General features: G+C 46.2%; 27 protein-coding genes and 2 tRNA genes. 15 read left to right on the top strand and 14 right to left on the bottom strand.

Annotated features, from left to right (window positions below; all coding sequences use genetic code 11):
* Positions 1–27: 27 nt before the first annotated feature.
* Both ASG16_RS20965 and ASG16_RS20970 read right to left on the bottom strand, forming a co-directional pair.
* Positions 28–507 (bottom strand): chemotaxis protein CheW, encoded by a 480-nt coding sequence (locus ASG16_RS20965; protein ID WP_056485653.1) that lies wholly within the window; start codon positions 505–507, stop codon positions 28–30.
* 164 nt (positions 508–671) lie between these two features.
* A complete protein-coding gene (locus ASG16_RS20970) occupies positions 672–1,193 on the bottom strand; it encodes a hypothetical protein (RefSeq protein WP_015892281.1) in 522 nt (173 codons plus the stop codon).
* Positions 1,194–1,278: 85 nt separating this feature from the next.
* Here ASG16_RS20970 and ASG16_RS20975 point away from each other — a divergent pair, with 85 nt between their 5' ends.
* Positions 1,279–1,959, top strand: a complete 681-nt coding sequence (locus tag ASG16_RS20975; protein WP_056485655.1) for a TerC family protein — start codon at positions 1,279–1,281, stop codon at positions 1,957–1,959.
* A 41-nt stretch (positions 1,960–2,000) separates the two neighbouring features.
* Here the strand turns inward: ASG16_RS20975 and ASG16_RS20980 are convergent, their stop codons facing one another.
* Both ASG16_RS20980 and ASG16_RS20985 read right to left on the bottom strand, forming a co-directional pair.
* Positions 2,001–3,089: an HD-GYP domain-containing protein gene (locus tag ASG16_RS20980; protein WP_056485658.1), complete on the bottom strand. Its 1,089-nt coding sequence runs from the start codon at positions 3,087–3,089 to the stop codon at positions 2,001–2,003.
* A gap of 154 nt (positions 3,090–3,243) precedes the next feature.
* Positions 3,244–3,861, bottom strand: coding sequence for a MerR family transcriptional regulator (locus tag ASG16_RS20985; protein ID WP_056485660.1), 618 nt, complete (start codon positions 3,859–3,861; stop codon positions 3,244–3,246).
* A 233-nt stretch (positions 3,862–4,094) separates the two neighbouring features.
* Here ASG16_RS20985 and ASG16_RS20990 point away from each other — a divergent pair, with 233 nt between their 5' ends.
* The 3 genes from ASG16_RS20990 (at position 4,095) to fabI (ending at position 5,895) form a co-directional block, all read left to right on the top strand.
* The gene (locus ASG16_RS20990) at positions 4,095–4,820 is read left to right on the top strand and encodes a ZIP family metal transporter (protein WP_056485663.1); all 726 of its coding nucleotides are present in this window, start codon (positions 4,095–4,097) and stop codon (positions 4,818–4,820) included.
* Between the two features lie 38 nt (positions 4,821–4,858).
* On the top strand, positions 4,859–5,026 hold the full coding sequence (locus ASG16_RS30715) for a hypothetical protein (RefSeq protein ID WP_157966779.1): 168 nt from the start codon (positions 4,859–4,861) through the stop codon (positions 5,024–5,026).
* Between the two features lie 95 nt (positions 5,027–5,121).
* Positions 5,122–5,895, top strand: coding sequence for an enoyl-ACP reductase FabI (gene fabI, locus ASG16_RS20995; RefSeq protein WP_056485666.1), 774 nt, complete (start codon positions 5,122–5,124; stop codon positions 5,893–5,895).
* 150 nt (positions 5,896–6,045) lie between these two features.
* Here the strand turns inward: fabI and ASG16_RS21000 are convergent, their stop codons facing one another.
* Both ASG16_RS21000 and ASG16_RS21005 read right to left on the bottom strand, forming a co-directional pair.
* Positions 6,046–8,457: a UvrD-helicase domain-containing protein gene (locus ASG16_RS21000; protein WP_056486657.1), complete on the bottom strand. Its 2,412-nt coding sequence runs from the start codon at positions 8,455–8,457 to the stop codon at positions 6,046–6,048.
* 71 nt (positions 8,458–8,528) lie between these two features.
* On the bottom strand, positions 8,529–9,893 hold the full coding sequence (locus ASG16_RS21005) for a hemolysin family protein (protein ID WP_056485669.1): 1,365 nt from the start codon (positions 9,891–9,893) through the stop codon (positions 8,529–8,531).
* 284 nt (positions 9,894–10,177) lie between these two features.
* On the opposite strand from ASG16_RS21005, the gene ASG16_RS21010 reads away from it, so the two are divergent.
* Together ASG16_RS21010 and ASG16_RS21015 are read left to right on the top strand one after the other, a co-directional pair.
* Positions 10,178–10,900, top strand: coding sequence for a YitT family protein (locus ASG16_RS21010; RefSeq protein ID WP_056485672.1), 723 nt, complete (start codon positions 10,178–10,180; stop codon positions 10,898–10,900).
* Between the two features lie 9 nt (positions 10,901–10,909).
* The gene (locus ASG16_RS21015) at positions 10,910–11,839 is read left to right on the top strand and encodes an MBL fold metallo-hydrolase (protein WP_056485675.1); all 930 of its coding nucleotides are present in this window, start codon (positions 10,910–10,912) and stop codon (positions 11,837–11,839) included.
* Here ASG16_RS21015 and ASG16_RS21020 read toward each other — a convergent pair.
* Complete coding sequence (locus tag ASG16_RS21020; RefSeq protein ID WP_056485677.1) at positions 11,809–12,171, bottom strand: hypothetical protein; 363 nt, start codon at positions 12,169–12,171, stop codon at positions 11,809–11,811. The two genes, ASG16_RS21015 and ASG16_RS21020, sit on opposite strands and share 31 nt — an antisense overlap.
* 106 nt (positions 12,172–12,277) lie before the next feature.
* On the opposite strand from ASG16_RS21020, the gene ASG16_RS21025 reads away from it, so the two are divergent.
* Positions 12,278–13,123, top strand: a complete 846-nt coding sequence (locus ASG16_RS21025) for a PHP domain-containing protein (RefSeq protein ID WP_056485680.1) — start codon at positions 12,278–12,280, stop codon at positions 13,121–13,123.
* 62 nt (positions 13,124–13,185) lie between these two features.
* Here the strand turns inward: ASG16_RS21025 and ASG16_RS21030 are convergent, their stop codons facing one another.
* A complete protein-coding gene (locus ASG16_RS21030; RefSeq protein ID WP_056485683.1) occupies positions 13,186–13,608 on the bottom strand; it encodes a DUF3995 domain-containing protein in 423 nt (140 codons plus the stop codon).
* A 108-nt stretch (positions 13,609–13,716) separates the two neighbouring features.
* Complete coding sequence (locus ASG16_RS21035; protein ID WP_056485687.1) at positions 13,717–14,232, bottom strand: TetR/AcrR family transcriptional regulator; 516 nt, start codon at positions 14,230–14,232, stop codon at positions 13,717–13,719.
* A gap of 199 nt (positions 14,233–14,431) precedes the next feature.
* Between ASG16_RS21035 and ASG16_RS21040 the strand changes: the two genes are divergently transcribed.
* Entirely contained in the window at positions 14,432–15,331 is a 900-nt protein-coding gene (locus ASG16_RS21040) for an NAD(P)-dependent oxidoreductase (protein ID WP_056485690.1), read from the top strand.
* Positions 15,332–15,437: 106 nt separating this feature from the next.
* On the opposite strand, the gene ASG16_RS21045 is transcribed toward ASG16_RS21040, so the two are convergent.
* On the bottom strand, positions 15,438–15,893 hold the full coding sequence (locus tag ASG16_RS21045; RefSeq protein WP_056485693.1) for a GNAT family N-acetyltransferase: 456 nt from the start codon (positions 15,891–15,893) through the stop codon (positions 15,438–15,440).
* Between the two features lie 78 nt (positions 15,894–15,971).
* Positions 15,972–16,481: a YjcG family protein gene (locus ASG16_RS21050; RefSeq protein ID WP_048033880.1), complete on the bottom strand. Its 510-nt coding sequence runs from the start codon at positions 16,479–16,481 to the stop codon at positions 15,972–15,974.
* A 145-nt stretch (positions 16,482–16,626) separates the two neighbouring features.
* On the opposite strand from ASG16_RS21050, the gene ASG16_RS30985 reads away from it, so the two are divergent.
* On the top strand, positions 16,627–16,785 hold the full coding sequence (locus tag ASG16_RS30985) for a hypothetical protein (protein ID WP_015892263.1): 159 nt from the start codon (positions 16,627–16,629) through the stop codon (positions 16,783–16,785).
* 2 nt (positions 16,786–16,787) lie between these two features.
* Here ASG16_RS30985 and ASG16_RS21055 read toward each other — a convergent pair whose 3' ends face one another.
* Positions 16,788–17,492, bottom strand: a complete 705-nt coding sequence (locus tag ASG16_RS21055; RefSeq protein ID WP_056485696.1) for an alpha/beta hydrolase — start codon at positions 17,490–17,492, stop codon at positions 16,788–16,790.
* 178 nt (positions 17,493–17,670) lie between these two features.
* Here ASG16_RS21055 and ASG16_RS21060 point away from each other — a divergent pair, with 178 nt between their 5' ends.
* The 5 genes from ASG16_RS21060 to ASG16_RS21080 all read left to right on the top strand — a co-directional run bounded on the left by ASG16_RS21060 (position 17,671) and on the right by ASG16_RS21080 (position 21,655).
* Positions 17,671–18,264 (top strand): phosphatidylglycerophosphatase A family protein, encoded by a 594-nt coding sequence (locus ASG16_RS21060; protein WP_056485699.1) that lies wholly within the window; start codon positions 17,671–17,673, stop codon positions 18,262–18,264.
* Positions 18,265–18,631: 367 nt separating this feature from the next.
* Positions 18,632–18,708, top strand: a tRNA-Ile gene (locus ASG16_RS21065).
* A 25-nt stretch (positions 18,709–18,733) separates the two neighbouring features.
* Positions 18,734–18,809: transfer RNA gene (locus ASG16_RS21070), tRNA-Val, on the top strand.
* A 294-nt stretch (positions 18,810–19,103) separates the two neighbouring features.
* Positions 19,104–20,366, top strand: coding sequence for an RES family NAD+ phosphorylase (locus tag ASG16_RS21075; RefSeq protein WP_056485702.1), 1,263 nt, complete (start codon positions 19,104–19,106; stop codon positions 20,364–20,366).
* Positions 20,367–20,575: 209 nt separating this feature from the next.
* Complete coding sequence (locus tag ASG16_RS21080) at positions 20,576–21,655, top strand: type I restriction endonuclease (RefSeq protein WP_056485705.1); 1,080 nt, start codon at positions 20,576–20,578, stop codon at positions 21,653–21,655.
* 98 nt (positions 21,656–21,753) lie between these two features.
* Here ASG16_RS21080 and ASG16_RS21085 read toward each other — a convergent pair whose 3' ends face one another.
* The gene (locus ASG16_RS21085; RefSeq protein ID WP_056485708.1) at positions 21,754–21,978 is read right to left on the bottom strand and encodes a helix-turn-helix domain-containing protein; all 225 of its coding nucleotides are present in this window, start codon (positions 21,976–21,978) and stop codon (positions 21,754–21,756) included.
* Positions 21,979–22,315: 337 nt separating this feature from the next.
* On the opposite strand from ASG16_RS21085, the gene ASG16_RS21090 reads away from it, so the two are divergent.
* Complete coding sequence (locus ASG16_RS21090; RefSeq protein WP_056485711.1) at positions 22,316–23,014, top strand: hypothetical protein; 699 nt, start codon at positions 22,316–22,318, stop codon at positions 23,012–23,014.
* Positions 23,015–23,025: 11 nt separating this feature from the next.
* Here the strand turns inward: ASG16_RS21090 and ASG16_RS21095 are convergent, their stop codons facing one another.
* On the bottom strand, positions 23,026–23,688 hold the full coding sequence (locus ASG16_RS21095; RefSeq protein ID WP_056485714.1) for a hypothetical protein: 663 nt from the start codon (positions 23,686–23,688) through the stop codon (positions 23,026–23,028).
* Positions 23,689–23,887: the final 199 nt, after the last annotated feature.

The following is a 23,887-nucleotide window of genomic DNA, read 5'->3' on the forward strand; positions in this document are numbered from 1 at the left end:
TCATCGCACTGGGCTTTACACTGTCACTTACTTCTTTTTCCACTGTCCAAAAATTTCATCCACATCGAGCAGCATGATCAGCTTGTCGTTCAAACGGGCAATGCCTTGCAAATACTTGCCCTCTACACCAGCGATAATGGGTGGGGCAGGCTCGATCAAGTTCTGCGGAATATTCATGACCTCAGAGACCGCATCCACGATAATCCCGATGTTCAACCCATCCATCTGCAAATCAACAAAGCGAGTATCATCCGTTTCTTCCAAAGGTTCCAAATCAAACATTTTCCGCAAGTTGATTATCGGTAAGATCCGTCCACGCAGATCAATAACTCCTTCGACATAAGGTGGAGATTTTGGAAAACGTGTAATGGGCAGCGGCTTGATGATTTCACGCACGAGTGAAATCGACAGTCCGTAATATTCATTCCCCATTTTAAACAAAATCTGTTGGTCAACAGCTCCTTCTGCCTCCCAATCCGAACCGTTGCTTCTTTTCGTCATTTCCATGTGCACAATTCCTCCCCGAACCGCTTTCCATGTCTTTACCCATATTGTACCATGGACAAACCTACTCAGGACGTTTTTTTGTGACAGGCAAAGACACCAGCACTTGATGTTGGACGAAAAAGAACAGACCGACAAGCGTCAGGCTCGTCGGTCTGTTTTCTTGATTATGGTTCACGTAGGTCGTTCAATGAGATTCCTTGCTCGAGAGCGAAATCAAAATCATCCACATCGTAAAATTGAACAGGCACGATATATTCCAATATCCGATCCTGATAATCAGGCTGGTCTGTGAGAAGTGGGGCCTCAAATTTCATGGCCGTCAACAATAGCTGTGTCTCTACGGGATCAAATATCTCCCCCCACATGGCGTTGTCCTCCACTTTTACGACTGTCAGGGTCACACCGTTCGGAAAAGAAAAAGGAACCTTGGACCATGGGGCTATCAGTCCTTTTTCCATTCGCTTGCGATTGAATGGATCGGCAAAAAATTGGCTCATTTCTTTCATAATCCGCCGGACATACTGATCATCAGCAGAGTAGGGCATGATAGGTTCAGGACTCTGGATAAATTCGTCCAATTCATAGATTGTCGACGCGGGTATCAGATATTCTACTGGTTGCGATGGGACCATCAACTCCCCGTAGATAGCCAACATGATCGCTTCTATAACGAATTGTTTCGACATTTCGACAACCCTCCTCGTTACCATCATACAAAAAATCGGGGGTACCATACAAGGTGGCGAGTAGGGCTCAAAAAGTTCAGGGAGGGTGCATCCTTTGTTTGAATCTGCTTTTTTTTCGTCACTGCTACTCATCATTACCATCAACCTCGTATTAAGTGGAGATAATGCTGTGGTCATTGCCATCGCTTGTCGGAAGCTTCCTATCGAACAACGAAAACGAGCCATATTGTGGGGGACGTTTCTTGCTATCATCGTACGCGTGATTGCTACGATTCTTGCTGTTTATTTGCTGAAAATCCCGTATCTGTACATGATCGGCGGAGTTATCCTGCTATGGATCAGCTACAACCTGTTACGCGAGGACGAGCGGGAGGAAGCGATCAGTTCGAGTGAAGACTTAGTTCAAGCGGTCAAGACGATTGTCGTAGCAGATGTGATGATGGGACTGGATAACGTACTCGCTATTGCAGGGGCAGCCAAAGGAGATATCGTCCTCATCGTGCTGGGCCTTTTAATCAGTGTGCCTCTCATGATTTTTGGTAGTCAGCTCATTCTAAAAGCGATGGAGCGCTTTGTATGGCTTGTTTATGTTGGTTCAGGTGTCCTGGCTGTGACAGCGGCGAATATGATTCTCATGGAAGATGCGGTACATGAGTGGATCGCAGGGAGGCTCTGGCTCGAATATGCGATCAAAATTGGATTGGCCGCTCTCGTGTTAGTTGCGGGATATTTGCAACGTACGAAAACAACACGTACCCACGCATGAAAAAACTGAGATGAATAATGAATCTCAGCTTGATCTTATGCCTATAAGGTTTTGACGATCGTCACGCTCATCCATTCTTTATCGTAGAGATCGATTTCATAGGTGCTCGCTACTTCAGAGCCATCTTCATTGGTAAGAATACGGATCGTCGGTCGATTCACTGCCAATGGATTCACTTTGGAAACGACCCCTGTATGCCCTGTACTTAGCAATACAGTGGAAGCAATTGGATAAATGGCGACGTGCTGCAGGAATAGCTTGAGCAGGTCGAGGTCGAAATAGGTGTTTCCAGTAGCGAACAAGTACTCGGTAGCATCACTCGGTGAATAGCTGTTCCGAAATGGACGCGGGGAAACTAAGGCATCGTAAACATCAGCAATGGCAACGATGCGCGCATACTCGTGAATGTTTTTCTCACAGAGCTGACGGGGATACCCTGTTCCGTTGTATCTCTCGTGGTGCTGAAGCGCACAGTGTGCGGAGACGACCGAGATGTTATGTTGATTCCGCAAAATATGGAAGCCTTCTTCCGTATGGTATTGGACACGTTGTCGTTCTTCTGCGCTTAACTCGGTACGCATGGTCCAGAGCTCCTTAGGAACCTGTGTCATGCCGATGTCGAACAAAAGCGCACCAATACCCAACTCCATCATCTGCTGCTGGTTGTAACCTTTGGCCATCCCTACCACACCAGACAGAACGGCGACATTGACAGCGTGGTGAAAAAGGTAACCATCCAACACGTGAAGACTGGACAGGTTGACCAAGATATCTTTACGACTGCTCAAATCTTGAAAGATTTCCCGAAACACCTTTTGAAAACTGCTCCCGAAATCAGGTGCGGACGTCCGGCGCTTGATCTGCGGCTGATCCATGAGGGTGGTCATCGTTTTGTACACGGCATCCACGGCTTCTTTACGCGTCTCATCGCGGATTACATCTTCGGGCATGATATCTTCTGTGTGCTTGTCTTGAATGTAAAGGGTATCAATTCCCAATTGAACAAGCCGTTCAATGTAACGGGAGGTTAGTTGTACCCCGATCCCCAATAGAACATTCCCATTTTCTTGGAACACGCTCTTGGCGATAACATCGCCCGGCTTTACCGAAGTAATATGCAATTTTCTCACAACGAAAGCCCCAGTCCTTTTTTTGTGGAATGTAAATAGTCCTGATTTTCAGTCAGTTTATGTAGTTCCATTTTATCACAGTAGAACATGGGAGACTACCGTTGTTGAGGTACTTCTCTCAATTGTCATTTTTTACCTTATCGAAATATCCTGATTATTGCTCGGCTGCACGATCTGAACGTGTAAACCAGCGGAAAGGGTTGAGTGACCAGCGAGGCTCGTAGCGGGCATAGCGCTCCTTGCGACGAGTCAAGCGCTGCTGCATGAGATCCAGTTCAAAAGTAACGCGACGCATTTCCAAGCGAAGGGACTCTTGCATTTCTTCAATGTCCGCAATCTTTTGCAGAATGGTCGATTGCATATGATTCATAGAGGAGAGCTGTGTGAGCTCCTGCTGAAATTGGACGAGTGTCTCGTGGACCGTCAATTCTACTTCTCGCATGCCCGTTCCCAGCTTGTTTGTGGCGCTGATCGTAACGGCGGTTTCTTCCGCGCCTGTGAGTTCTTCTTCCAGGAGCATTTCCTCGGACAGGCGACCTTCTTCTATCAGTTGGCGCTGAATATCTTTTAACGAGCTGTTGCCGTTGTCTTTTCTTTCCTTTACTTCCTTGAGCAGTTCAAAGCCTGCTTCGCTGATCAAATAGTGACCCTGCGGATTTTTCAGACGTTCCTGAGCAGGTACGAACAAGTCCAGCCAGTTACGCAGTGTACGAACATGCACATCAAGGCGATCAGCTACCTCTTTTGAAGCCATCCAAACTTGTACATCCATCCCGAATCACTCCTTTTTTTCCTCTCGGTATTCCCGGTGGACTCATTATAGCACCAAAATTTTCCGGGTAAGAGAGAATCGACAAAGGTTCTAAAAACTAGTGATCTTTCGTCCGATTCGGACAGCTCGTCGTATTTTGTCAAATTTGGTAGTCTGCTCATAATGACCGGGACAGGCGCGTAATAATGGAAGGAGTAAGCATGTTTTTGCTCGTTGGGTGAGGAGAGGACCGGATGATGCAATCTGTTTTCTGGATTGTCCTTTTGACTGCTGCCTTGGCGAGCAGTATCGGGGGACTGCTGTTATGTCTGCGTGCCTGGTCATCCGAGGCATTGTTCGCGATGATCAGTGCAGGGGCTGGGCTACTGCTGGCGATTACGCTGCTAGATTTGATGCCACATGTCTTTTCTGACAAGAGCTTGTGGTTGATGCCATTTGTGCTCGTTGGCTTTGTGACGCTTTTTGCTCTAGAACTAATCAGCAAATCGAGCGGAGAATTTGGCTCCACGGGAATCATTGGGGTCATGACGGGCTTTTTATTGCATGCATTTGTCGAAGGGGTCTCATTAGTCGCTAGCCTGCGGATGGATTCAGAAGTAGGGGTATCCGTGTTGGTGGCGATGCTGCTGCACAAAATTCCGGATGGTGTGACCATTGCCTCTCTTTTACTGGCAGCGACCAATTCGAGAAAGAAGGCATTTTGGGGGGCGACATCGCTTGGAATCGCGACGATTGCAGGAGCTCTCAGCTTTGGTTTTGCCGAGCAAATGTTTCCACCGAATTGGTCTGGCATTATGTTGGCCATGACGACCGGTATATTCTTGTATGTATCGGCCAGCCATCTCGTCCCTTATATCGGCCAAACCAAAAAGGCACAGTACGGCGTTTATTTTGTTGGTGCCATGGCGGTGTATCTGATTTTGTCTGCCTATTTGCACGCGAACCACTTGCATGCATAAAAGGTCTCATTCCTAGCCAGTCTAGTCTGGAGGAAGGGGTGTGGACTGACAGTATGAACCATCAGGAGCAAATGCAAACAGACGATCTCTTGCAGTCACTGACTGAATTCCCGGTCATGGGAACATCGTTGAATCCATTGCAGGAATCGTGGGCTTCCTCTGACGCTCTACCTGTGCTAACCGATCAGGCCGGAAGTACCGATTAAATGTTTTTGTACTGCCCCTCTCGTTTATCCCCTCGTATCCATGGACAAGATCGGTTATAATGCAGGGGAATAAGTTGGGAAGGGGCAGATACATAATGAATACATTGTTGCAAGGAAAGAACATCGTCATCATGGGCGTAGCAAACCACCGCAGCATTGCCTGGGGAATTGCGCAATCCTTACATAATGCTGGAGCGAATCTGATTTTTACGTACCAAGGGGAGCGTTTGCGTGAAAACGTGGCGGCACTCACGGAAAAATTGGGAGTAGAGTCGCTGTTGGTAAACTGCGATGTCACGAAGGATGAGGACGTCGAAGCGGCTTTTGCTGTGATCAAAGAAAAAGTGGGCGTTATTCATGGCCTAGCGCATTGCATTGCGTTTGCGAAAACCGAAGAGCTCGAAGGCGAGTATGTCAACACATCCCGCGAAGGATACGCGCTGGCACAAGACATTAGCGCATTCTCCCTGGTAGCAGTTGCTCGTGCTGCTCGTCCGTTGATGACCGAGGGCGGAAGCATCGTGACCTTGACTTACCTTGGCGGTGAGCGCGTGATTCAAAACTACAACGTAATGGGTGTAGCCAAAGCAGCGCTTGATGCATCTGTTCGTTACTTGGCAAACGACCTGGGCAAAGAGAACATTCGTATCAATGCGATCTCCGCTGGTCCAATCCGTACGCTTGCTGCAAAAGGAATCCGCAATTTCAACACCGTACTGAAGGAAATTGAGGAAAAAGCGCCATTGCGCCGCACGATTGACCAATCAGAAGTAGGCGACACCGCTCTCTTCTTGTTCAGCAATCTCTCCCGAGGAATCACGGGTGAAATTCTGCACGTCGATGCTGGCTACAGCATTATGGGCGGCTAACCAGAAGTAATTTTCCCGAAAAAGAATAACTGGCCCCGCTTTCTCGCATACTATACCCAAAATGCGTGAAAGGGGACCTGTTTTTTCATGTTTCCATTGATTACGAACATGGAAGAGTTCTTGATTTATATGGGCGGCGGCTTTCAGTACTTACCTGCCCATCTCGGCGATGAAGCGGGAGGTGCGGGTCTTTCGTCCGAATCGCTCCCGGGGGATACCGATACACAAGCTGTGACGGGCCCGGGTAATCGCGACGTATAAGAGACGGCGTTCTTCTTCAAGCGCACCGGAGCCGCCTTTTCGCAGCTCATCCAATGTGTACTCATGAGGAAGCGCACCTTCTACCAGATCGGGCAAGAAGACGTGGTCGTATTCGAGACCTTTTGCCCGATGGATGCTTAAAACATGAACAGCTTCGTCCGGGAGTGGTCGCATCGTGCGCCACTCTTTTTCTTGTCGCGCCATTTGATCGATATAAGCCAAAAAATCGCTAATTGTCGCATGGCGCTTGGAAGCTGCCAGTATTTGCTGAAGCTCATCGCTCCAACGTTCCCGGCCATCTTCCCGGTCTTTCGCACGTTTTTTTAGATAGTCGCGGAGTTTGCCGTCCTCATAGATGAGCTCCAACGCTTGAGCAGGTGGAACATCCTTGCACGCGGTGAGAATCTCATTGATTTGCTGCATATGCTTACGTTGATACGGTTTGAGCTGTGTCAAATGCGGAAGAACGTGCAGAATCGGCTTGTCCTCAATAATTGCTTGACTGCGCAAGGCATTCCACATTTCGGCTGAGATGTAGAGGGTCGACAATATTTCTTTTAGCGCATCGCTGTCATCCGGGTTTAACGCGAGCCGCAAATAATTCAGCGTCCAGCGAACCGTCTGGCGTTGGTAAAAGGAATCCTCCTCTTGCGTGTAATGAAAAGGAATCCCTGCTTCGCTCAGGCGCTCCAATATGGGGCGTGCAGATTCATTGGTCCGGTACAAGATCGCGCATTCACCCAATAGGGCTCCTTGCTCGCGACGATGGATAATTTCATCGACGATCCGGGAAGCTTGTTCTTCTTCGTCTTCCGGCTCGAATAAATACGTATCGCCTTCCTCGCGATGAAAGGACTGACATTCCTTTGCCCAACGCTCCCGGTTGTGACCGATCAGCGAGTAGCCAAGACTGACAATCGAGGAATGGGAACGGTAGTTGACCTCGAGTGTAAATGTCGACGCCTGTGGGAAGTCTTTGGTGAAGCCCAAGATGTACTGCGGATCACTGCCGCGAAAGCCGTAAATAGACTGGTCGTCATCCCCGATAACACACAAATTGTTCTGTGGAGCGGCGAGCAGCTTGACCGTCTCATACTGAATGCGATTGATATCCTGAAACTCATCGACCATCACATGGGTGATGCGTTCCTGATAACGGCGCAGGAGTCCTGGATCATCGCGCAGCATTTCGTAGCAGCCAATGAGCATGTCGTCAAAGTCAAACCATTGATGCTTTTTCTTCGTGGCCTCATACAGAGGATAAAGCTGGATCGCCCGTTTTTCTGCATCGCTCGTCGCTTCCCGATACGCGACCTCGTGGGGGAGGATGTATTCGTTTTTCCAACGGCTGACGATGCCGAGTGCTTCGGTGATCTCTGTTTCTTTTAACGTGGCAAGATCATCATGACCGAGGAGTGCGCCAGTCTCGCGCATCAACCGCCATTTTTGCCAATCCTTTTTCAAGAGGCGCTGCTGATCCCACCGTTCTGGCTGGTGATGCAGGAGCATTCGGTAAAAGATACTGTGGAACGTACCAGCGATCAGCTCACGTGCTTGTCCAGCGGGTAGTTGCCGGGCAATGCGCTGACGAATTTCATCGGCGGCTTTGGTCGTAAAGGTCACGACCATGATTTGATTCGGCTTGACGCCTAACTCTGAGATCAAGTGAGTCGTGCGTGCAGTCATGACGCGCGTCTTGCCACTTCCGGCTCCCGCGAGGATCAAAAAAGGCCCCTCGGTAGCGTGCACCGCTTGCTGTTGTCCCGGGTGCATCGATTGATCACGCATTTGCTCAGCCATGTGAGAGATGGTCTTCTTTGGCATCAAGCGTTTGCGGAAAATCGGTGGCTTCGGAGCTGGCGGGGGAGGCGTCGTGCTCGTGCCAATCGTTCTCTTTTTCGGAAGGCGAAAGGAGCCGATGGTGGCTGGATTTTCTTCGCTTATGGATACCTCGTTGTGCTCCTTGGTTGAGAAAGCGAGTGATTCTTTCGTGTTATCGTCGCTGTGATCCTTTTTGACCGTAGCAGCCAAGACAGCCTGAAAGGCAGTGGCAGCCGTCTCATTGATTGCTTGCAGCGAATCGAGAGGAGCAGGACCATTATCCGTCAGAAGCGGGCACTCTGCTCCTTCAGGGTGGAAGAAATGCGGCTCAAAGCTAATGCCAGCATGAAGACGAAGCGCCGATGCACAGGCTGGACAGCGTACCTTGTCCTGCCGGGCAGCCATACGCCAAAACGGTATGCGGTTGTAGTTCTCAGGTAGCAACAGGATGGGTTTGTTGTCTAGTAAAGCGTAGTTCATCATGACACCTCGGAAACAAGAAGTGCCCCCTGTCGGCAGGGGACACTTGCCATTATGGTTGTTCTTTTCGATTAGGAGTGCAGCGACAGGATGTCCTCAGGAAGAGCAGACGAATCTTCTGCTCCCAAATACGTGATGCTCACCCGTGTAATGCGATGGTTTTCCAGTTCACTGATCGCAAAAAGATAGCCTTGGAATGCGACGGTTTTGCCTTTCGCGACCTCTTCATTTAACTGGCTGTAGAGCCATCCGGCAATGGTGTCGACTTCGTCGGAAACGACTTCAATCGATATGTAATCATTCAGTTCTGTCAAGAGAGTTTTGCCGGAAACCGAGAGTGTATTGCTGGAGCTTTCTTCAATTTCAGGGCGCTCATTTTCATCGAACTCATCCTGAATATCACCGACGATTTCCTCCAAAATGTCCTCCATTGTTAACAACCCGGCTGTACCTCCGTATTCGTCAATCACGATGGCGAGCTGGGAACGGCGCTTTTGCATTAAGCGCAAGACGTGGCTAATTTCCATGGACTCCGGCACCGTCAATAATGGACGGAGAAAATCAGTTAACTCTGCTTTCCCTGTCGTTAGCGCAGAGAGGTAAAAATCTGAGGTGTGCACAAAGCCAATCAGCCTGTCCTTATCCTCATGGGCGACAGGAAAGCGTGAATGGCGAGACTCTCTCATGATTTCGAGGTTTTCGTCAAACGTGTTGTCGTCGTAGAGGCAAATCATCTCAATCCGTGGGATCATGATTTCCCGGGCAAGACGTTCGGAAAACACGAAGACATTGTCGACGAGAGCCATCTCGGTCTGGTCAATATGACCACTTTTATGACTCTGGTTCATGAGAAGGCGGATTTCTTCTTCTGTATGAGCAGATTCGTTTTCGGTGGCAGGCTCGACTCCAAGACGTCTGATCAGTAAACTGGCTGCTCCGTTTAAAAACCAGATGAGTGGATAGCTCAGCTTGTAAAAAAACATGAGCGGTGCAGCAGTCCATAGGGAAGTGGCCTCCGCTTTTTGGATCGCCAAGGACTTGGGCGCAAGCTCTCCGAAGACGATATGTAAAAATGTGATGATAGCAAAGGCAATCGCAAGTGAGGTCGGACCGACCAAATAAGATGGGAAATGAAAAAATGCCATGACGGGCGCGACGTAATGGGCGACGGCGGGTTTACCGACCCAGCCCAATCCCAGCGAAGCCAGCGTTATTCCGAGCTGGCAGGCGGACAGATAGGCGTCGAGCTCTCGGGTGACTTTTTGCGCGTAGCGGGCACTTTTGTTATTGCCTTCACTGACGAGCTGGGTCAGACGAGTTTGGCGAACTTTTACCAACGAGAATTCTGCTGCGACGAAGAAGCCGTTCAGAAGAACCAAAAATACCACGAGCAGCAGATTCAGCGTAATCTCCCCTATCGGACTCTCCAAGCACACCTCCGCCTCCCGCAGTGCGAAAGGTGGAGAATTCACCTCCGATACGATAATGGTATTTTACATGTACGACCAAAAATAGATAAATATTCGATCTAAAACCTGCAATGGATATGCTTTTCATGAGCCAAGCTACAGGTTTTCTTGTTACTCGTAAGTATACCAATAGGTCAACCGAACAGTCAAAACGTTCCGATTTGAACGAGCGCATTCTTAGGCAATGCTTGGACATACCTGCTTCTTTCCGATCATAAACTAAACGAGCACGGTTCAAGGAGGGGAGCGACGTGTACTGGCTGCAAAAAGGTGTAGCGATTCTCACGGGAAGCGTGCTTCTGGGCATAGGAGTCAATCTCTTTTTGGTGCCGCACCGCCTGATGGACGGGGGCATGATCGGGATCGGTTTGTTGGCGACGTATTACATGCAGATGCCGCCGGGTCTCGTGATGATCTTGGTAAGTATCCCTGTGTATGTCATCGTCTTTTTTTATGATCGCCGATTGTTTTTTCACAGTTTTCACGGCATGCTGATTTCTGCTTTCTTCATAGACATTCTCTCGGATATGCGTGGTTGGAACCTATGGTCAACATCCTTTTCCGCAGTTACTGGCGGCGTATTAATCGGAATGGGTATCGGCTTGATGCTTGCCTACGAGACGAATACGGGTGGGACAGACCTGCTCGCGCAATTTCTTGCCAGACGATACAAGCTACGTGTTGCCTTGCTGATTTTTCTAATAGATGGGCTGATCGTACTCTCCTCGATTCAAACGATCGGGATGGAGAGAATGATTTTCTCTTTGCTGACAATCGTTGCCGTGGCGGCGACTACGCATATGTTCAGTGGACTCGGACAACCTCTGCCACCGTATACGATCATTGGCCCGCTATTTCCGCGTCAAATGGATGGCCGTCCGTCCCGGCTCTATGTAATTACGAACACGAGATATAGGAATAGGGAAGGGGAAGGCGATATTTTGGAGAAAATAAATAGGAAAAGGATGAAATGAGGGACTGTTTTGTCTGGACAAGCATTTCAAATGATAACGGAGCGTGTTGGCTATTTTCCTGGTCATGTTAACATAGGACTTGTCATTGGTGAGCATGGAGCGATCTTGATTGATGCTGGTCTAGATACCCAGAACGCAAAAAAAATCAAAAAAGGACTGGACGCTATCGCCCAGCCCTTGTGTGCAATCATTCAAACACACTCTCATGCCGACCATTTCGGTGGCAACGCCTACTTGCTCGGATGCTGGCCCGAAGCAAGGGTCTATGCGCCACCGCTGGAAGAGGCGATCATTCGGAATCCGATACTTGAGCCCATTTACTTGAATATGGGTGCAGCACCACTTGAGGATCTCAAAAACAAGTTTTTGCTGGCGCAACCTTCTCGGGTGGACCACCTCCTTCCACTGGATGAAGGGATCGAAATTGCTGGGGTACCTTTCTTTATCCTTTCTCTGCCGGGGCATAGCTGGCAACAGGTTGGCGTCGTCTGTGACGAGATTTGCTTCGCTGCCGACAGTTATTTAGGCGAAGAGGTTTTGGAAAAGCATAAGCTGCCGTTTCTTGTGGATGCGCATGAGACCCTACTCAGTCTACATAAACTGCTTGCAACCAACTTCAAGGGATACTTGCCTGGGCACGGCGCATATACCACCACCTCTCATGATGCCGTGAATAAAAATATTGCTTGGCATGAGCGGATTCTCTCGGTGATCTGTGACATTTTGGTAGAGGAGAGAACACCAGAAGAAGCGTTCACTCTCCTATGTGAGCGTTTACACATTTCCATAGAGAATGCTTCGAGCTACGTTCTGTTTCGAACGGCGTTTATGGGGTACTTGGTCGGGCTTCAGAAAACAAAGAGGGTGGCATACCGGTTTGAACATAATCGGTGGTTGTGGAGAACCGTTCAGGATGGAGCAGAGGGAACAGAAAGGTAATCGGCGATTTCTGCTAGCTTATGCTCTGCAGCTTCGCGGACGGCCTTGGGAATGAAAAAAACTTCTTCGGACGTGGTGTTCATATAGAACTTTGCTTCCAAATACGGATGACCCAGTTTGACATTCAGTTCCCCTTTTCCGGTTGTTGTGTTGGTGTAGTTCGTAGGGATGCGCAAAAAATACGCGCTGCTGCTGGCGGAATCGTACATGACGACATCGTACGTGGGCATACTGTCCCCGCCTGATCGATGAAAGCCTTGTTGTCGCAGCATTTTGTCAACATAAGAGAGTGGCTGAACGACACCGGTAAGGGTCTTGATTTTTAACCGCATGGACATCCTCCTCGGTTCAACCATTGAGAAATCAAGCTTACTCCAATACTATGTACGGCAATACCAATTCAGACTTGTAGAAAAAGAAAAGAAGGAGTGGACGAGGATGCAACTTATGGCAGATTTGCATACACATACAAAAGCGTCAGACGGTACCTGCGAGCCGGCGGAAAACGTACGTTTGGCGAAGGAGGCGGGACTTGCTGCACTGGCGATCACGGATCACGACACGGTAGCAGGGATTCCAGAAGCAATGGAGGCTGCCCGTGCACTCGACGTGGAAATCATTCCGGGAGTCGAAGTGAGCTCCGTAGGGAAGGGGCAGGATATTCACGTTCTCGGCTATTTTGTCCCGTATGAAGACCCAGCTTTTGAAGAGCGTCTCTTCCGTTTGCGAGAGACAAGGCATGAGCGTAACCAACTGCTGATAGCACGGCTGCAGGAGCTCGGCATCGATATTTCATTGGAAAAGGTATACCGCCGCAAACAGGGTACGGACAAAAATATCGGGCGACCGCATATTGCTGAAGAACTGATAGAGCTGGGCGTCGTTTCAACGATCGCAGAGGCCTTCGATAAGTACTTGGGCAAAGGAGGAGCAGCTTATGTCAATCCTCCTCGCATTACCCCGCAGGAAGCAATCACGCTGATCAAAGAGGCTGGCGGAGTGGCGGTGCTGGCTCATCCGGGTCTGTATGACGATGATGAGCTGGTCCATGAGTTAATTGTATTCGGATTGGACGGGATTGAAGTCAATCACCCGGACAACGATGAGGTACAAAAAATGCGTTACACCAAGTGGGCAGCACAGTACGGACTTGTTGTAACGGGCGGTTCTGATTTCCATGGCTGGCGTGGAGAGGAGCCGTTTCATGCGATGCTCGGCTCTCATACCGCAGCGATGGATGCTGTTGAACAGCTACGTGCGATTGCGGCGAAGCGGAAGGCGTAATTCATCCATGTGTAATGGAAACGACCCTCTTCTCTTTTATGGGAAGAGGGTTTTTTGTGAACTTAAAACAATGCAAGTAGAAAGGATATCCCTAACCACAAGCATAGAGGGGTATACAATGCCGTATCTTGACGGGCAAACTTCGTATTTTTTACTTTTTTAAAAAAGCCAATGTAGTTGAAATCTCCTACAGCCCGCAGGACAAATACAGCGGCACAGACAATGCATCCCCATTGAATTAGAGCAGGGGCTATTACGGGAGAGAGATAGCCGCTCTGGGCGAGCAACATGTAAGCGGCACATGCCAGCAAGCAGGCAACAATGATCGTTCCGACTATCCCAGGGGAAAAAGTCCGACGTGAATGATCAGCGGTTGTGGGAATGACAGAATCGGTCCCCCATTTTCCTCCAAAGGCCCAATAAAAATGCAGCAAGGACACGATGACTAAGAAGATAGCAGATGAGATGGGGAAAACATGCATCATGAGAATGCCTCCTATTGATTCGTAAGGTTTTTGTAGAAGATACGCATCCGTATGTTTTGGGTGGAAAAATTCCTGCGCAAGACAATCTGTCAGGCAGGTAGAGGGTAATCAAATCCAAGTCATAAAATGATGCAACGGTGCGGACATATCAAAAGGCGCTTCCAGCTCTCTTCGCACGAGCCAACCAATATAGAGGAGGTATGCGAGCTGAGCCCGAGCCTTTGCATCAGTGGGAGCCAGCCCTTTTTTCTCATACAAAGAGGCAACGAAGCCGATCCTGCGCTGCTCGATTTCCACAAGACGCTTGGAAAGGGGAGGATGCTGTTTCGCCCAGTTGTAGATAGCGGCTTCGATTTTTCGCTCGCTGCTAAAAACGCCCGACAACAACTGTTCCAACGACATGTTGTCCGAGTGTGGCGCTCGAATGATCCGCTCGGTCGCATGCTCCTCCCAATAATCGATCATGGAGTCCAGTAGCGCTTGGCGATCTGGAAAGTGATGATAAAAGCTTCCCTTGCTGATCTTCAGTTTTCTGGCGAGAGGCTCCACACGGACAGCGTCAATGCCCGCTTCAGCCAACATATCGAGCCCTGCCCGAATCCAATCTTCACGTACGTATTGCATGGTTCACCCCAAAAGATACGGTATCGTATGTTTCTGGTTCCATGTTATTCCACCGGGTGAGAAGTGTCAAGAAGCATTGATTTTTGTATTGACATTCACACTAGTGTAAAGCTTTAGAATCGCAATCAAGAGCGGTTGACCTTGCATGTAGCGCCGGATCATCTCGCTTGCAAAAATAAAATGAATGGAGTGTCGACCTATGAAATCAACAACAATTCTTGCGTCTGTAACGGTTATTGGCCTTGGCAATATGGGAGTAGCACTCGCGGATGCTTTTCTAAAAGGCGGTCATCCAACGACTGTCTGGAATCGTTCAGCAGATAGAGCCAAAGGTTTAGTCGAGAAGGGGGCAGTGCTGGCGGGCAGTGTAACAGAGGCAATCGCGGCAAGCAGCTTGGTCGTTGTTTGCTTATCGACCTACAAAGTCATGCAAGAGCTACTGGAGCCCTCGGAAAGTGAACTAAAAGGGCGTGTCATCGTCAATCTGACCACCGGAACCCCGGAGGATGCACGCAAGACAGCCAAATGGGTAAGCGAGCGCGGTGGGCAATATCTCGATGGAGCGATCATGGCTGTCCCTCAAATGATTGGACTGCCAGAAACACTCATTTTCTACGGCGGGTCGAAGGCTTTATTTGAAGCCTATGAACCGACATTACAACTGTTGGGAGGGAACGCTGCCTATCTCGGTGAAGACTATGGTGTTCCGTTGATCTATGATTTGTCGCTGCTCACCATGATGTATGGGGCTTGGTATGGCTCCATGCATGCACATGCCCTATTAAGTACGGCAAACATAACAGGAACAGAGTTTCTTCCATACGCAACCAACTGGGTAAATCACGTGATTGCCCCGCTCTTATCCGATCCGGTTGCCGCACGTGCCCGTGATGAAGGAAACTTCACAACCGATGTGTCTAACATGAATACGAACAAACTCGGACTTGAACACATCATCCATGCCAGCCAGGAACAGGGAATCCCCGTTGATTGGTTGACGCCATTGCTAGCATTGGCCACACAGAAAGTAGCAGAGGGCTACGGTGCTGACTCTTTGGATCGCGTGATTGAGGCCATCCGGAAACCGCTGGTGAAATAATACTTTTCTCTGGTGCCAATGAAAAACAACCTCGCTTCGCATAATGATCAACGCGAAAACGAGGTTGTTTTTCCGACTGAGGGAATGAAATTGCACGCGGCTTCTGTTATTCGCGAATGGATTTGACCATGGCAATATGCTCGATACCCGCATCGTCGAATAAGTCGCCAAAAGGTTCATAGCCAAGCTTTTCATAAAAACGTTGGGCTTGCGTCTGTGCGTTCAGCTTCAGGCTGTCATACCCGTGCTGCTTGGCCAGCTCTTCCATCGCAAGCATGATTTGGCGGCCCAGTCCAGTACCGCGTTCTGTTTTGGCAACCGCCACCCGCTCAATTTTTCCCACTCCAGGTGAGTACGTACGGATGCGGCTTGCGCCCACTGGCTTTCCATCGTGGTAGGCCACAAAATGAATCGTCCCGCCATCCAGCGTGTCATGCTCATCGATTTCCAACTCTTCCGGTACTTCCTGTTCCTCGATGAAAACGACTCGGCGTACCGACAGGGCATCTGCCAATTCTTGTTCAGTGGTGGCTCTTTGGATCTGGTAGGTTTGCAGGTTCATCGCTATTCGTCCTTTGTTAGAAAATATCCCTCCCTACGATGGATACGCAGGGAGGGTTGGTGATTGAGGAAAAGGTGTTTATTTTTTGAGAAGGAAAGTCTGGTAAACGCTCCAGATGCCATCCTCGAGTTGATAAATCAAGTGGAAGCGATCAATCTCGCTGTTTAGGTCAATTTTTGCCATACTCAGTTGGCCGGTTACATCCCGCAGCTCATCGTCGGACAGGTCGCGCCCGATGGTCAGATGCGGTACGTATGCGTAGGTTTCTTTTTCATTCACACACTGATTGGCGATCTTTTGATGCAGCTCGTTAAATGGTTCTTTGTTTTGCACAGCCAAATAGATCACGTTGTTGGTAGGGTGGAAAGAAGATACCCGATGGAAATGAGCGGAAAAGCTGTCGGTAGAGGAGGCAACCTGCTCCAGATGGCTCACCAGCTCAGGCAGCTTGGCTTCGTCCAGCTCAAAGGCTTCCTTCAAACGGATATACGGAGGAACCAAAGCATAGCCCGGGTCATAACGTTTCCGGTACGAGTTGGCTACTTCTTGCACCTTGCTAGATGGGAAAATTACGATACTGTACATCATCAGAACCACTCCTCCTTACTATCTATCATGCTCTACAAGATATTATTTTAACAGAAAATTCTTCATTTGTGTAATGTTAAGCGTGGGTCCGTATATTCCTTGTGCGAAAGGAAAGACTGTGTAGTGCAAGGAGGTGCCGCACTGCATGCATACGGCAATGATGATCACATTCATTTTTCTCGTCCTGCTTCTACTGTCTGTGCTGACCTTCACGATCTTGACTGCGATACGAAAAGGAGAATTCGAAGAGGCACTCGTATCGACTATCAAGGATGAAGGTCCACAAGAAGAACAGCCACGGTAAGTTTACCCGTAAAGCGTCTTTAGCATACGCGGTAGATTACGCTGCCAGTGGCCCCACGTATGGTCACCCTCAAACGTTTCATAAACGAGGGTGGCTTTTTTCGTGCCCAAAATTTCGCGCAGTTCTTCGTTTGCCGCTAGAAGATTCAATGTGCCTCGGCCCGTGCTTACTGCCGTTTCCTCCGTCCCGATCTCCAAATAAATGGTTTGCGGTACGGAAAAGTCAGTGTCAGCAACCAGACGATTTAACTTTGCGTCCATGGCAATCGACTGGCAGGCAACTTGTCCAAACGTATGTGGATAGTGAAGAGCAGTGAACAGAGAGACAACGCCGCCCAAAGATTCGCCAAGAAGTGTTCGAGCGTTTCCCAAAGGATGAGTGGAGTAATGCGTATCGACATAGCTCACGACTTCTTCGGCGAGGAAGCGACGGTAGGCCATATGCTCCTTGCCATCCGGATGATAACGTTCGTTCCGTTTGCTTTTCTCGATTGGGAGAAAGACAGCGATGATATCAGGCAATTCTTTGTCCCCATTCAGTTGATCCAGCAAAGAAGCCATTCTACCCATTGCCAAGTAATCTTCTCCATCTTGTACGTAGAGGACTGGATACGAGTAGAGTGGCGAGTAGCGTTGGGGTGTGTAGACAATCAGCTTTTCCGGCGTCCCCAAATGCCGGCTTTCCAAGATGATTTCCTCTAGGGCCACTGCGGTGTCCTCCTTATTGGGATATTCCTGTTCATTATTATACAGGAGCGAGCGGGCATGCCCAAGAGGTTTGGGTGCAGGGTCAGGCTGTGGGCGAAAGATTGTCGCAATTTGGTCAGCGTGTGATACTATGGTAGGAAACGACTTCACTCGATTTGTGGAAGGGGTTGTCTCTTATATGAAGAAGCAAGTACACAGCATCGAAGTCAGAAACGCTGCTCTCGCACGTTTGGCAGAACGCGGAGTGACGGTGGATGATATCGCAGAGATCGTCTATCTCATGCAGTCGCCCTACCATCCAGATCTCACAATGGCGCAGTGCATCGAGAGCGTGAAAGCAGTCTTGGAAAAAAGGGAAATGCAGCACGCCATCCTGGTTGGCGTTGAGTTGGATACGTTAGCAGAGAAGGGTCTCTTGTCCGAGCCGCTCCAATCCATCATCGCGTCAGATGAAGGACTTTTCGGATGCGACGAAACATTGGCGCTAGGCTCCGTATTTGGATATGGAAGTATCGCGGTGACCACCTTTGGGCATTTGGATAAGCACAAGGTCGGGGTGATTAAAAGGCTGGATACCAAGTCGGCAGAGGGACGTGTTCACACGTTTTTGGACGACCTCGTGGCGAGTGTGGCAGCCAATGCATCTAGCCGCATGGCCCATCGGATGAGAGATGAGCAGGAGGCAGAATTGGCACGAAGTGAGGCGTTGAAGCTACAGGATGCCGAGCTGCGTGTCGAGGAGAAAGGGAAAGGGACGGAGCAGGCGGGGTAATTAGGTTTGGGATGAGGGAGTTTGTTTCGATCGTTACCTAATTATCTTGTTTGTTGTTGTAGCTTTTTTGGATCGCTTCAGCTTAGCGGGAGCCAATTCTTCGCCGGTGTTGCTCATATGCTTGATGCAGTCATGCATGATGTGATGCCATGCCATTATGTAGGTAATCCCTATGTTTTGTAGGGGGATGTGGGCAGCAGCGGTGGGGAATGGCTTTTTGCAAGGGTAAAACAAGCCTGATTTCACTGGGTTTCTTAGTGTTCTTTTGGTACGAGTGAAAATTTTTACAAGAAATTATTCATTTCCTCTTGAAATCCATTTTACGATACTGTATAGTAATAAATGTGATCGACGTCCGATACGATTCGGGCCCTTAGCTCAGTTGGTCAGAGCGGTCGGCTCATAACCGATTGGTCGTAGGTTCGAGTCCTACAGGGCCCACCATTAAACGATCACACACATATCCCATGATCCGGTAGCTCAGTTGGGAGAGCACCATCTTGACAGGGTGGGGGTCGCTGGTTCGAACCCAGTCCGGATCACCATAATATGAACGCTCGAACCCTTGAGGAATCAAGGGTTTTTCTTGTTTTGTCGTTCTAAATTCACTATTAGTTACAAAACATGATTGGGACAGAGCAAAACGAGAGACATCTCCATATAAAGTATTTATTCGAAAGCCAGTCAGGAAGTTGCGTTAATATATTCGCATTCAGCTCAATCTTACAAACTTTTCATTGCTAATTAACATTTGTCCAGCACTAAAGCCACAGTGACTTTAGAAAACTACACTCCAGTGATTTTTTGATGCATAATTGAGTTGATAGGGGATGGGATTAGTGGGCGTTAAACAATATGTCAAAGAGTATAATGGTTGTGACCATTGTTATTCCGAATGGTTTCGATTTTATGAGCGGGAAATTAAAGGTGACATAGATGGGCTGACCAGATTGTGGGAATTGCTATATGAGACAGATACCCCATATTCCGAATGGAAGAAGTTTGGTGGGAAAATAAAGTGTCCAAATTGTAGAGTTGTACTAAACCTGAACAATTTTTTAATTCAAGAAGAAAAGTTCAGAATTAGTATGCTATCTAAGCTTTCAGAAGTTTTAAAGGAATATATACACGAATGTACTTACTGCGATTCAGCTAAAATTGCTGCTGTCCAAAAATACGGAGACCCATTTACATTGAACTTTGGATATCAATTGCAAGGTATTTTTGATATACCAGATGATCTGTGGGACGACATTTCTGATAATATTCACTGTAGTTGTGGGAATCAGATAAATTACGACGATCCATATGTTACAAAATCGGAAGTAGATAATTGGTTCGGATTTGAAGACGAAGACTTTAAATCAACGTCCCTATTTATTTGTGCAACATTTGATATTGACAAGAGAGAAGCAGATGAGTTTATAGCTTTTCTAATGAGATATCCGATGCTTGGTCTTGAGCATGGAACTGGGAAAAAAATATATAATGATATTAGAAATGGGAAAATGAAGGGATTCAACACTCTAGAGCAGGGGACGGTTTTATTCAGAGGAAGGAAAAGAGACACGGTTGCGAGACATGTTCCATTTGTTGAATCGGAATTATGGGCGTCCCCAGTAGGAGTGTCTGGGCACGGTAGATTTAATCCAGTCGGCGTTCCAGTACTTTACTTAGGAGACTCAATTAAAACATGCCTGAAAGAGATTAACATTGGCGATCAAGAGGTAGCCGAAGTCCCAGCATTTATTTTATTGGAGCCAATTAAGGTTTGGGATATTCGAGATACTGATTTAAAGCCACTAGTCTCACTAGCTACTCTTAATAATAGAGCTATATCTAAAGAGTATGTCTTTCCGAATTTTTTAGCTCAGTGTTGTACTATGTGTAATGTAAATGGAATCATGTACGAAAGTGTTAAAAATAAAAAGGGTTGGAACATTGCTCTATTGAATTATGAAGCCAACAAAACGATAATGATTGCAGAAATATTAAACAACTTAGACAATCAATACGAACTATCTAAGCTTAAAAAACTAAAAAAGAAAAAGAAGGCTGAGGAATTAAGTGACAAGTTCGATGACGACACGCTGCCCTTTTAATAAATAGAATAGAGTAAAAGAGACATTTATCTATTTGAATATGCATTTTAGGATACACCCGCAAACAATGGGGCGTATCCTTTTTGCTTTATGCTACTAGTTATATTGATTATTGAGAAGTAATTATATCTATAGTTTAGAATAAATTGACAATAGGTCTATAGTATGTAAGAATTTTGTCATATGACCTAAAGATGGGAGTAGAATCTATGGATAATTTTGACGAAAAGATCAAATCACTGTCGGTTAGAATCTCAAAAGTCAAAGATAATGTCGCCACAGAAGAGGCTACTAAAACCTCTATTATCATGCCCTTTATTCAAGCTCTAGGTTATGACATTTTCAATCCAGAAGAATTTGTGCCTGAATTTACAGCAGATGTAGGCATCAAAAAAGGTGAAAAAGTAGATTATGCTATCATGAAAGATGGCGCGCCAGTGATCCTTATTGAAGCCAAGTCTGTAAACGAAAAATTAGAAAAGCATGATTCTCAACTATTCCGATATTTCGGTGTGACAAAAGCAAAGTTTGCTATCTTAACAAATGGAATTACTTACAGGTTCTACTCTGATTTAGACGAGCAAAATAAAATGGACAGTGTCCCATTTTTTGAGCTAAACATCTTAGAAATCAAAGATCATCAAATATCGGAACTGTCGAAATTCCGTAGAGAAAACTTTGATATCGATAATATACTTAACGCTGCATCTGAGCTAAAGTACACAAAGGAAATTGTTCAATTTTTTCAGGCACAGTGGGAAAATCCGTCTGACGAGCTTATTTCAATGATCCTCTCTGAAATTTACCCTAGTAAAAAGACGAAGCAAGTCATTGATAAATTCAACCCTTTAATAAAAAGATCAATGAAACAATTTATAAACGATGCAATCAATGATAAGTTGAAGGCTGCACTGGCAAACACTAAAGAAGATGAGTCGAAGGCTCCAGCGATCTTTGAGGGTCAGCAAGAAGCAGCGGCAAGTGAAGAAAAAGTGGAACAGAAGCCGGTTACAACCGAAGAAGAAATAGAAGGATATGTTACGGTCAAATTCCTATTGAAAGATTCCGTTGATTCTAGTCGAGTATACTACAGAGATAATCTGAGTTACTTTAATGTATTGCTTGACGACAACATAAGGAAATGGATATGTAGATTACATCTAAACGGGTCAAATAAGTTCATTCAATTTAATGACGAGCAGAAAACCATGATCCCTATAGCAAGTGTAATGGATATCAGTGAACATAAGGACAAGCTGATTGAAGTTATTAATAAGTTTGCAGCTTAAGTGTTGCGGTATTAGTGATAGGATACGATCCTTTATTAAGGGGAGTATCCTATCTTTGTTTTGCACATGTTAGCAGTTGTGCTTTGTGAAAAATACTGTTATTCATCTACCTCTTCAAACTCCATTAATTCTGATACATCTTTAATTTGGAGTGCATCAGCAATCTTTTCAAGTATGGGTATGTTTATTTCGGTTCTATTGTTCCTGCACATATCAGATATGGTTGGTTGCCTGATACTAATCATTTTTGATAGCTTGCTTTGAGTTATCCCTTTTTCTTTTAATACTTCATCAAGCTTAAGTCTAAACTTTACTCTTTTCATAATTTGCACTCCTGTATAATAAATAGATAATTGATTTCATACGATCTAGCGTATAATACATCAATCAAGGAATGGAATATTTCATACGTAGCAATCAATTTATGCTCGCAAATAAATTTGCTTGCGGATCGTGAATCACTCTCTATTTTATCTTTTACAATAATCCATTACTAAATGAGGATGTGATATCTATAAGTCCATATACAATACTGGAAACGATAATTATTTTGATGGAAGTTTTATTCCTCTTTACCATAAATACTATACAGAGAACGATCCTCAAAAGCTCACGCCTAAAGAACTTCAAGCATTAATATTCTTACGTGATAATTTATCAATGTTAAAGAAGGTGACTTATACAAGTCATCACAATCTTGGACAAGTACTGCCATTCAATTATAAGCAGCATAGCAAGAATGCCGAAGTTGCTAAAGAAATCATGCAATCGCTTAAAGTGAAAGGTGCAATTGACTATGTTGAGCCAGCTGATAATCATTCATTAATCACAGTCCAAATTGAAGAAGTAAAATACGTTAAAGATGACATAAGGACTGTATATCAAGCAGTAGGTAGCGATATAATTGAAACAACAAATGATCCATATGAATTATACGTTCTAATTACTGTTAGACGATTTAATTTAATGGACAAGTCTGGTGAACTTGGCTATCCATATTATCGCAATAAGAAACGTTGGGGGAGTTTATTAGACTGTGACAATAGAACGGCGTATGAGATTATCGAAAGAATGATAAATAAAAAAATATTATATTGGTATGAGCGTGATAAGTCTTTTGAGGATGGCAAATGGAATCAACGTGACGGGATGTATTTTATTTACCCTCAAGAGAAGAGAGTCAGAGCAATGAAGATCAGCGACAAAGGGAAACGTACTCACATGAACATGTTGATAATAAAGATGCTGCATCAAAAGATGAACAAATTGATGATTATGCGTGGCTGGATGAACTTGAAGATCCGTTTTAGAAATCTAATCAAAAATAATAATAGTCTAGCTTCTAGTATCAGGAGCTAGACAAGGTTTGTCTATAATTGATGTTCATTAGTTATACTCTTCTCTTTCCGATGGTTCCATTTTATCCTTTTAGGTGATATAAGCATATATTCGAGTACTGCCATTACTATTAACCCACTAATGAATGTCGGCATGGCATACAGATGAATTAGTTTATCTCCCATGGGAAACCAATTAGGATAGACTATTACTAGTTCGAAGATTGCTAGCATAATTGCATTAACAATGAAAATAGCTGCTTTAGTGTCTTTTAGATATTGTTGATTCTTCCTTTTTATTATCGCAGGAACTGAATAGATAATAGTAGTAATTACAATAAGCACAATTAGAGCGAGAACTTCCTCTATGTCGCTATTTAAGACTATTTTTAATGCATTAAATACAGCGCCACTAAGTGTCAAACCCAAAAGCAAGCTAAAGCCGGAGTGATAGATGAGTAACAATAAGAACCTAGAAAGTCTTAGTAGTGGCGTTTTAATGGAGTGTTTTACGAGCAGTTGTATGAAATAAATAACAAAGAAGACCAGTGCGGTAAAGGTGAGAATTGCTTCAGCCGAATCACCCGCTAAAGCTTTTGTAACAGCATAAACAATATAGATGATTGTTACTGCCATGGTTATAGAACTTATTGCCAACATCGTAAGTTCCGATTTGGTTTCTTTTGTGTCGCTCATATAATCCCTACCTTTCAAACTTATAGAATAATTTTACAAAAGGTAGAAAAGGGGTACAAGGCGTTTTGTTGAGGTTAACTAATAGGTTGACATATCTGACACATCTGACGTTATTGACGGTTTTTGCAAGTAAGTCGATTTACGCTCTATACTAAGTGTACGTACGATGAATAAGCCGCTCGGATAAATAACCGGGCGG

It is taken from the genome of Brevibacillus sp. Leaf182, assembly GCF_001423865.2.
GTDB classification, from domain to species: Bacteria; Bacillota; Bacilli; order Brevibacillales; family Brevibacillaceae; genus Brevibacillus; species Brevibacillus brevis_C.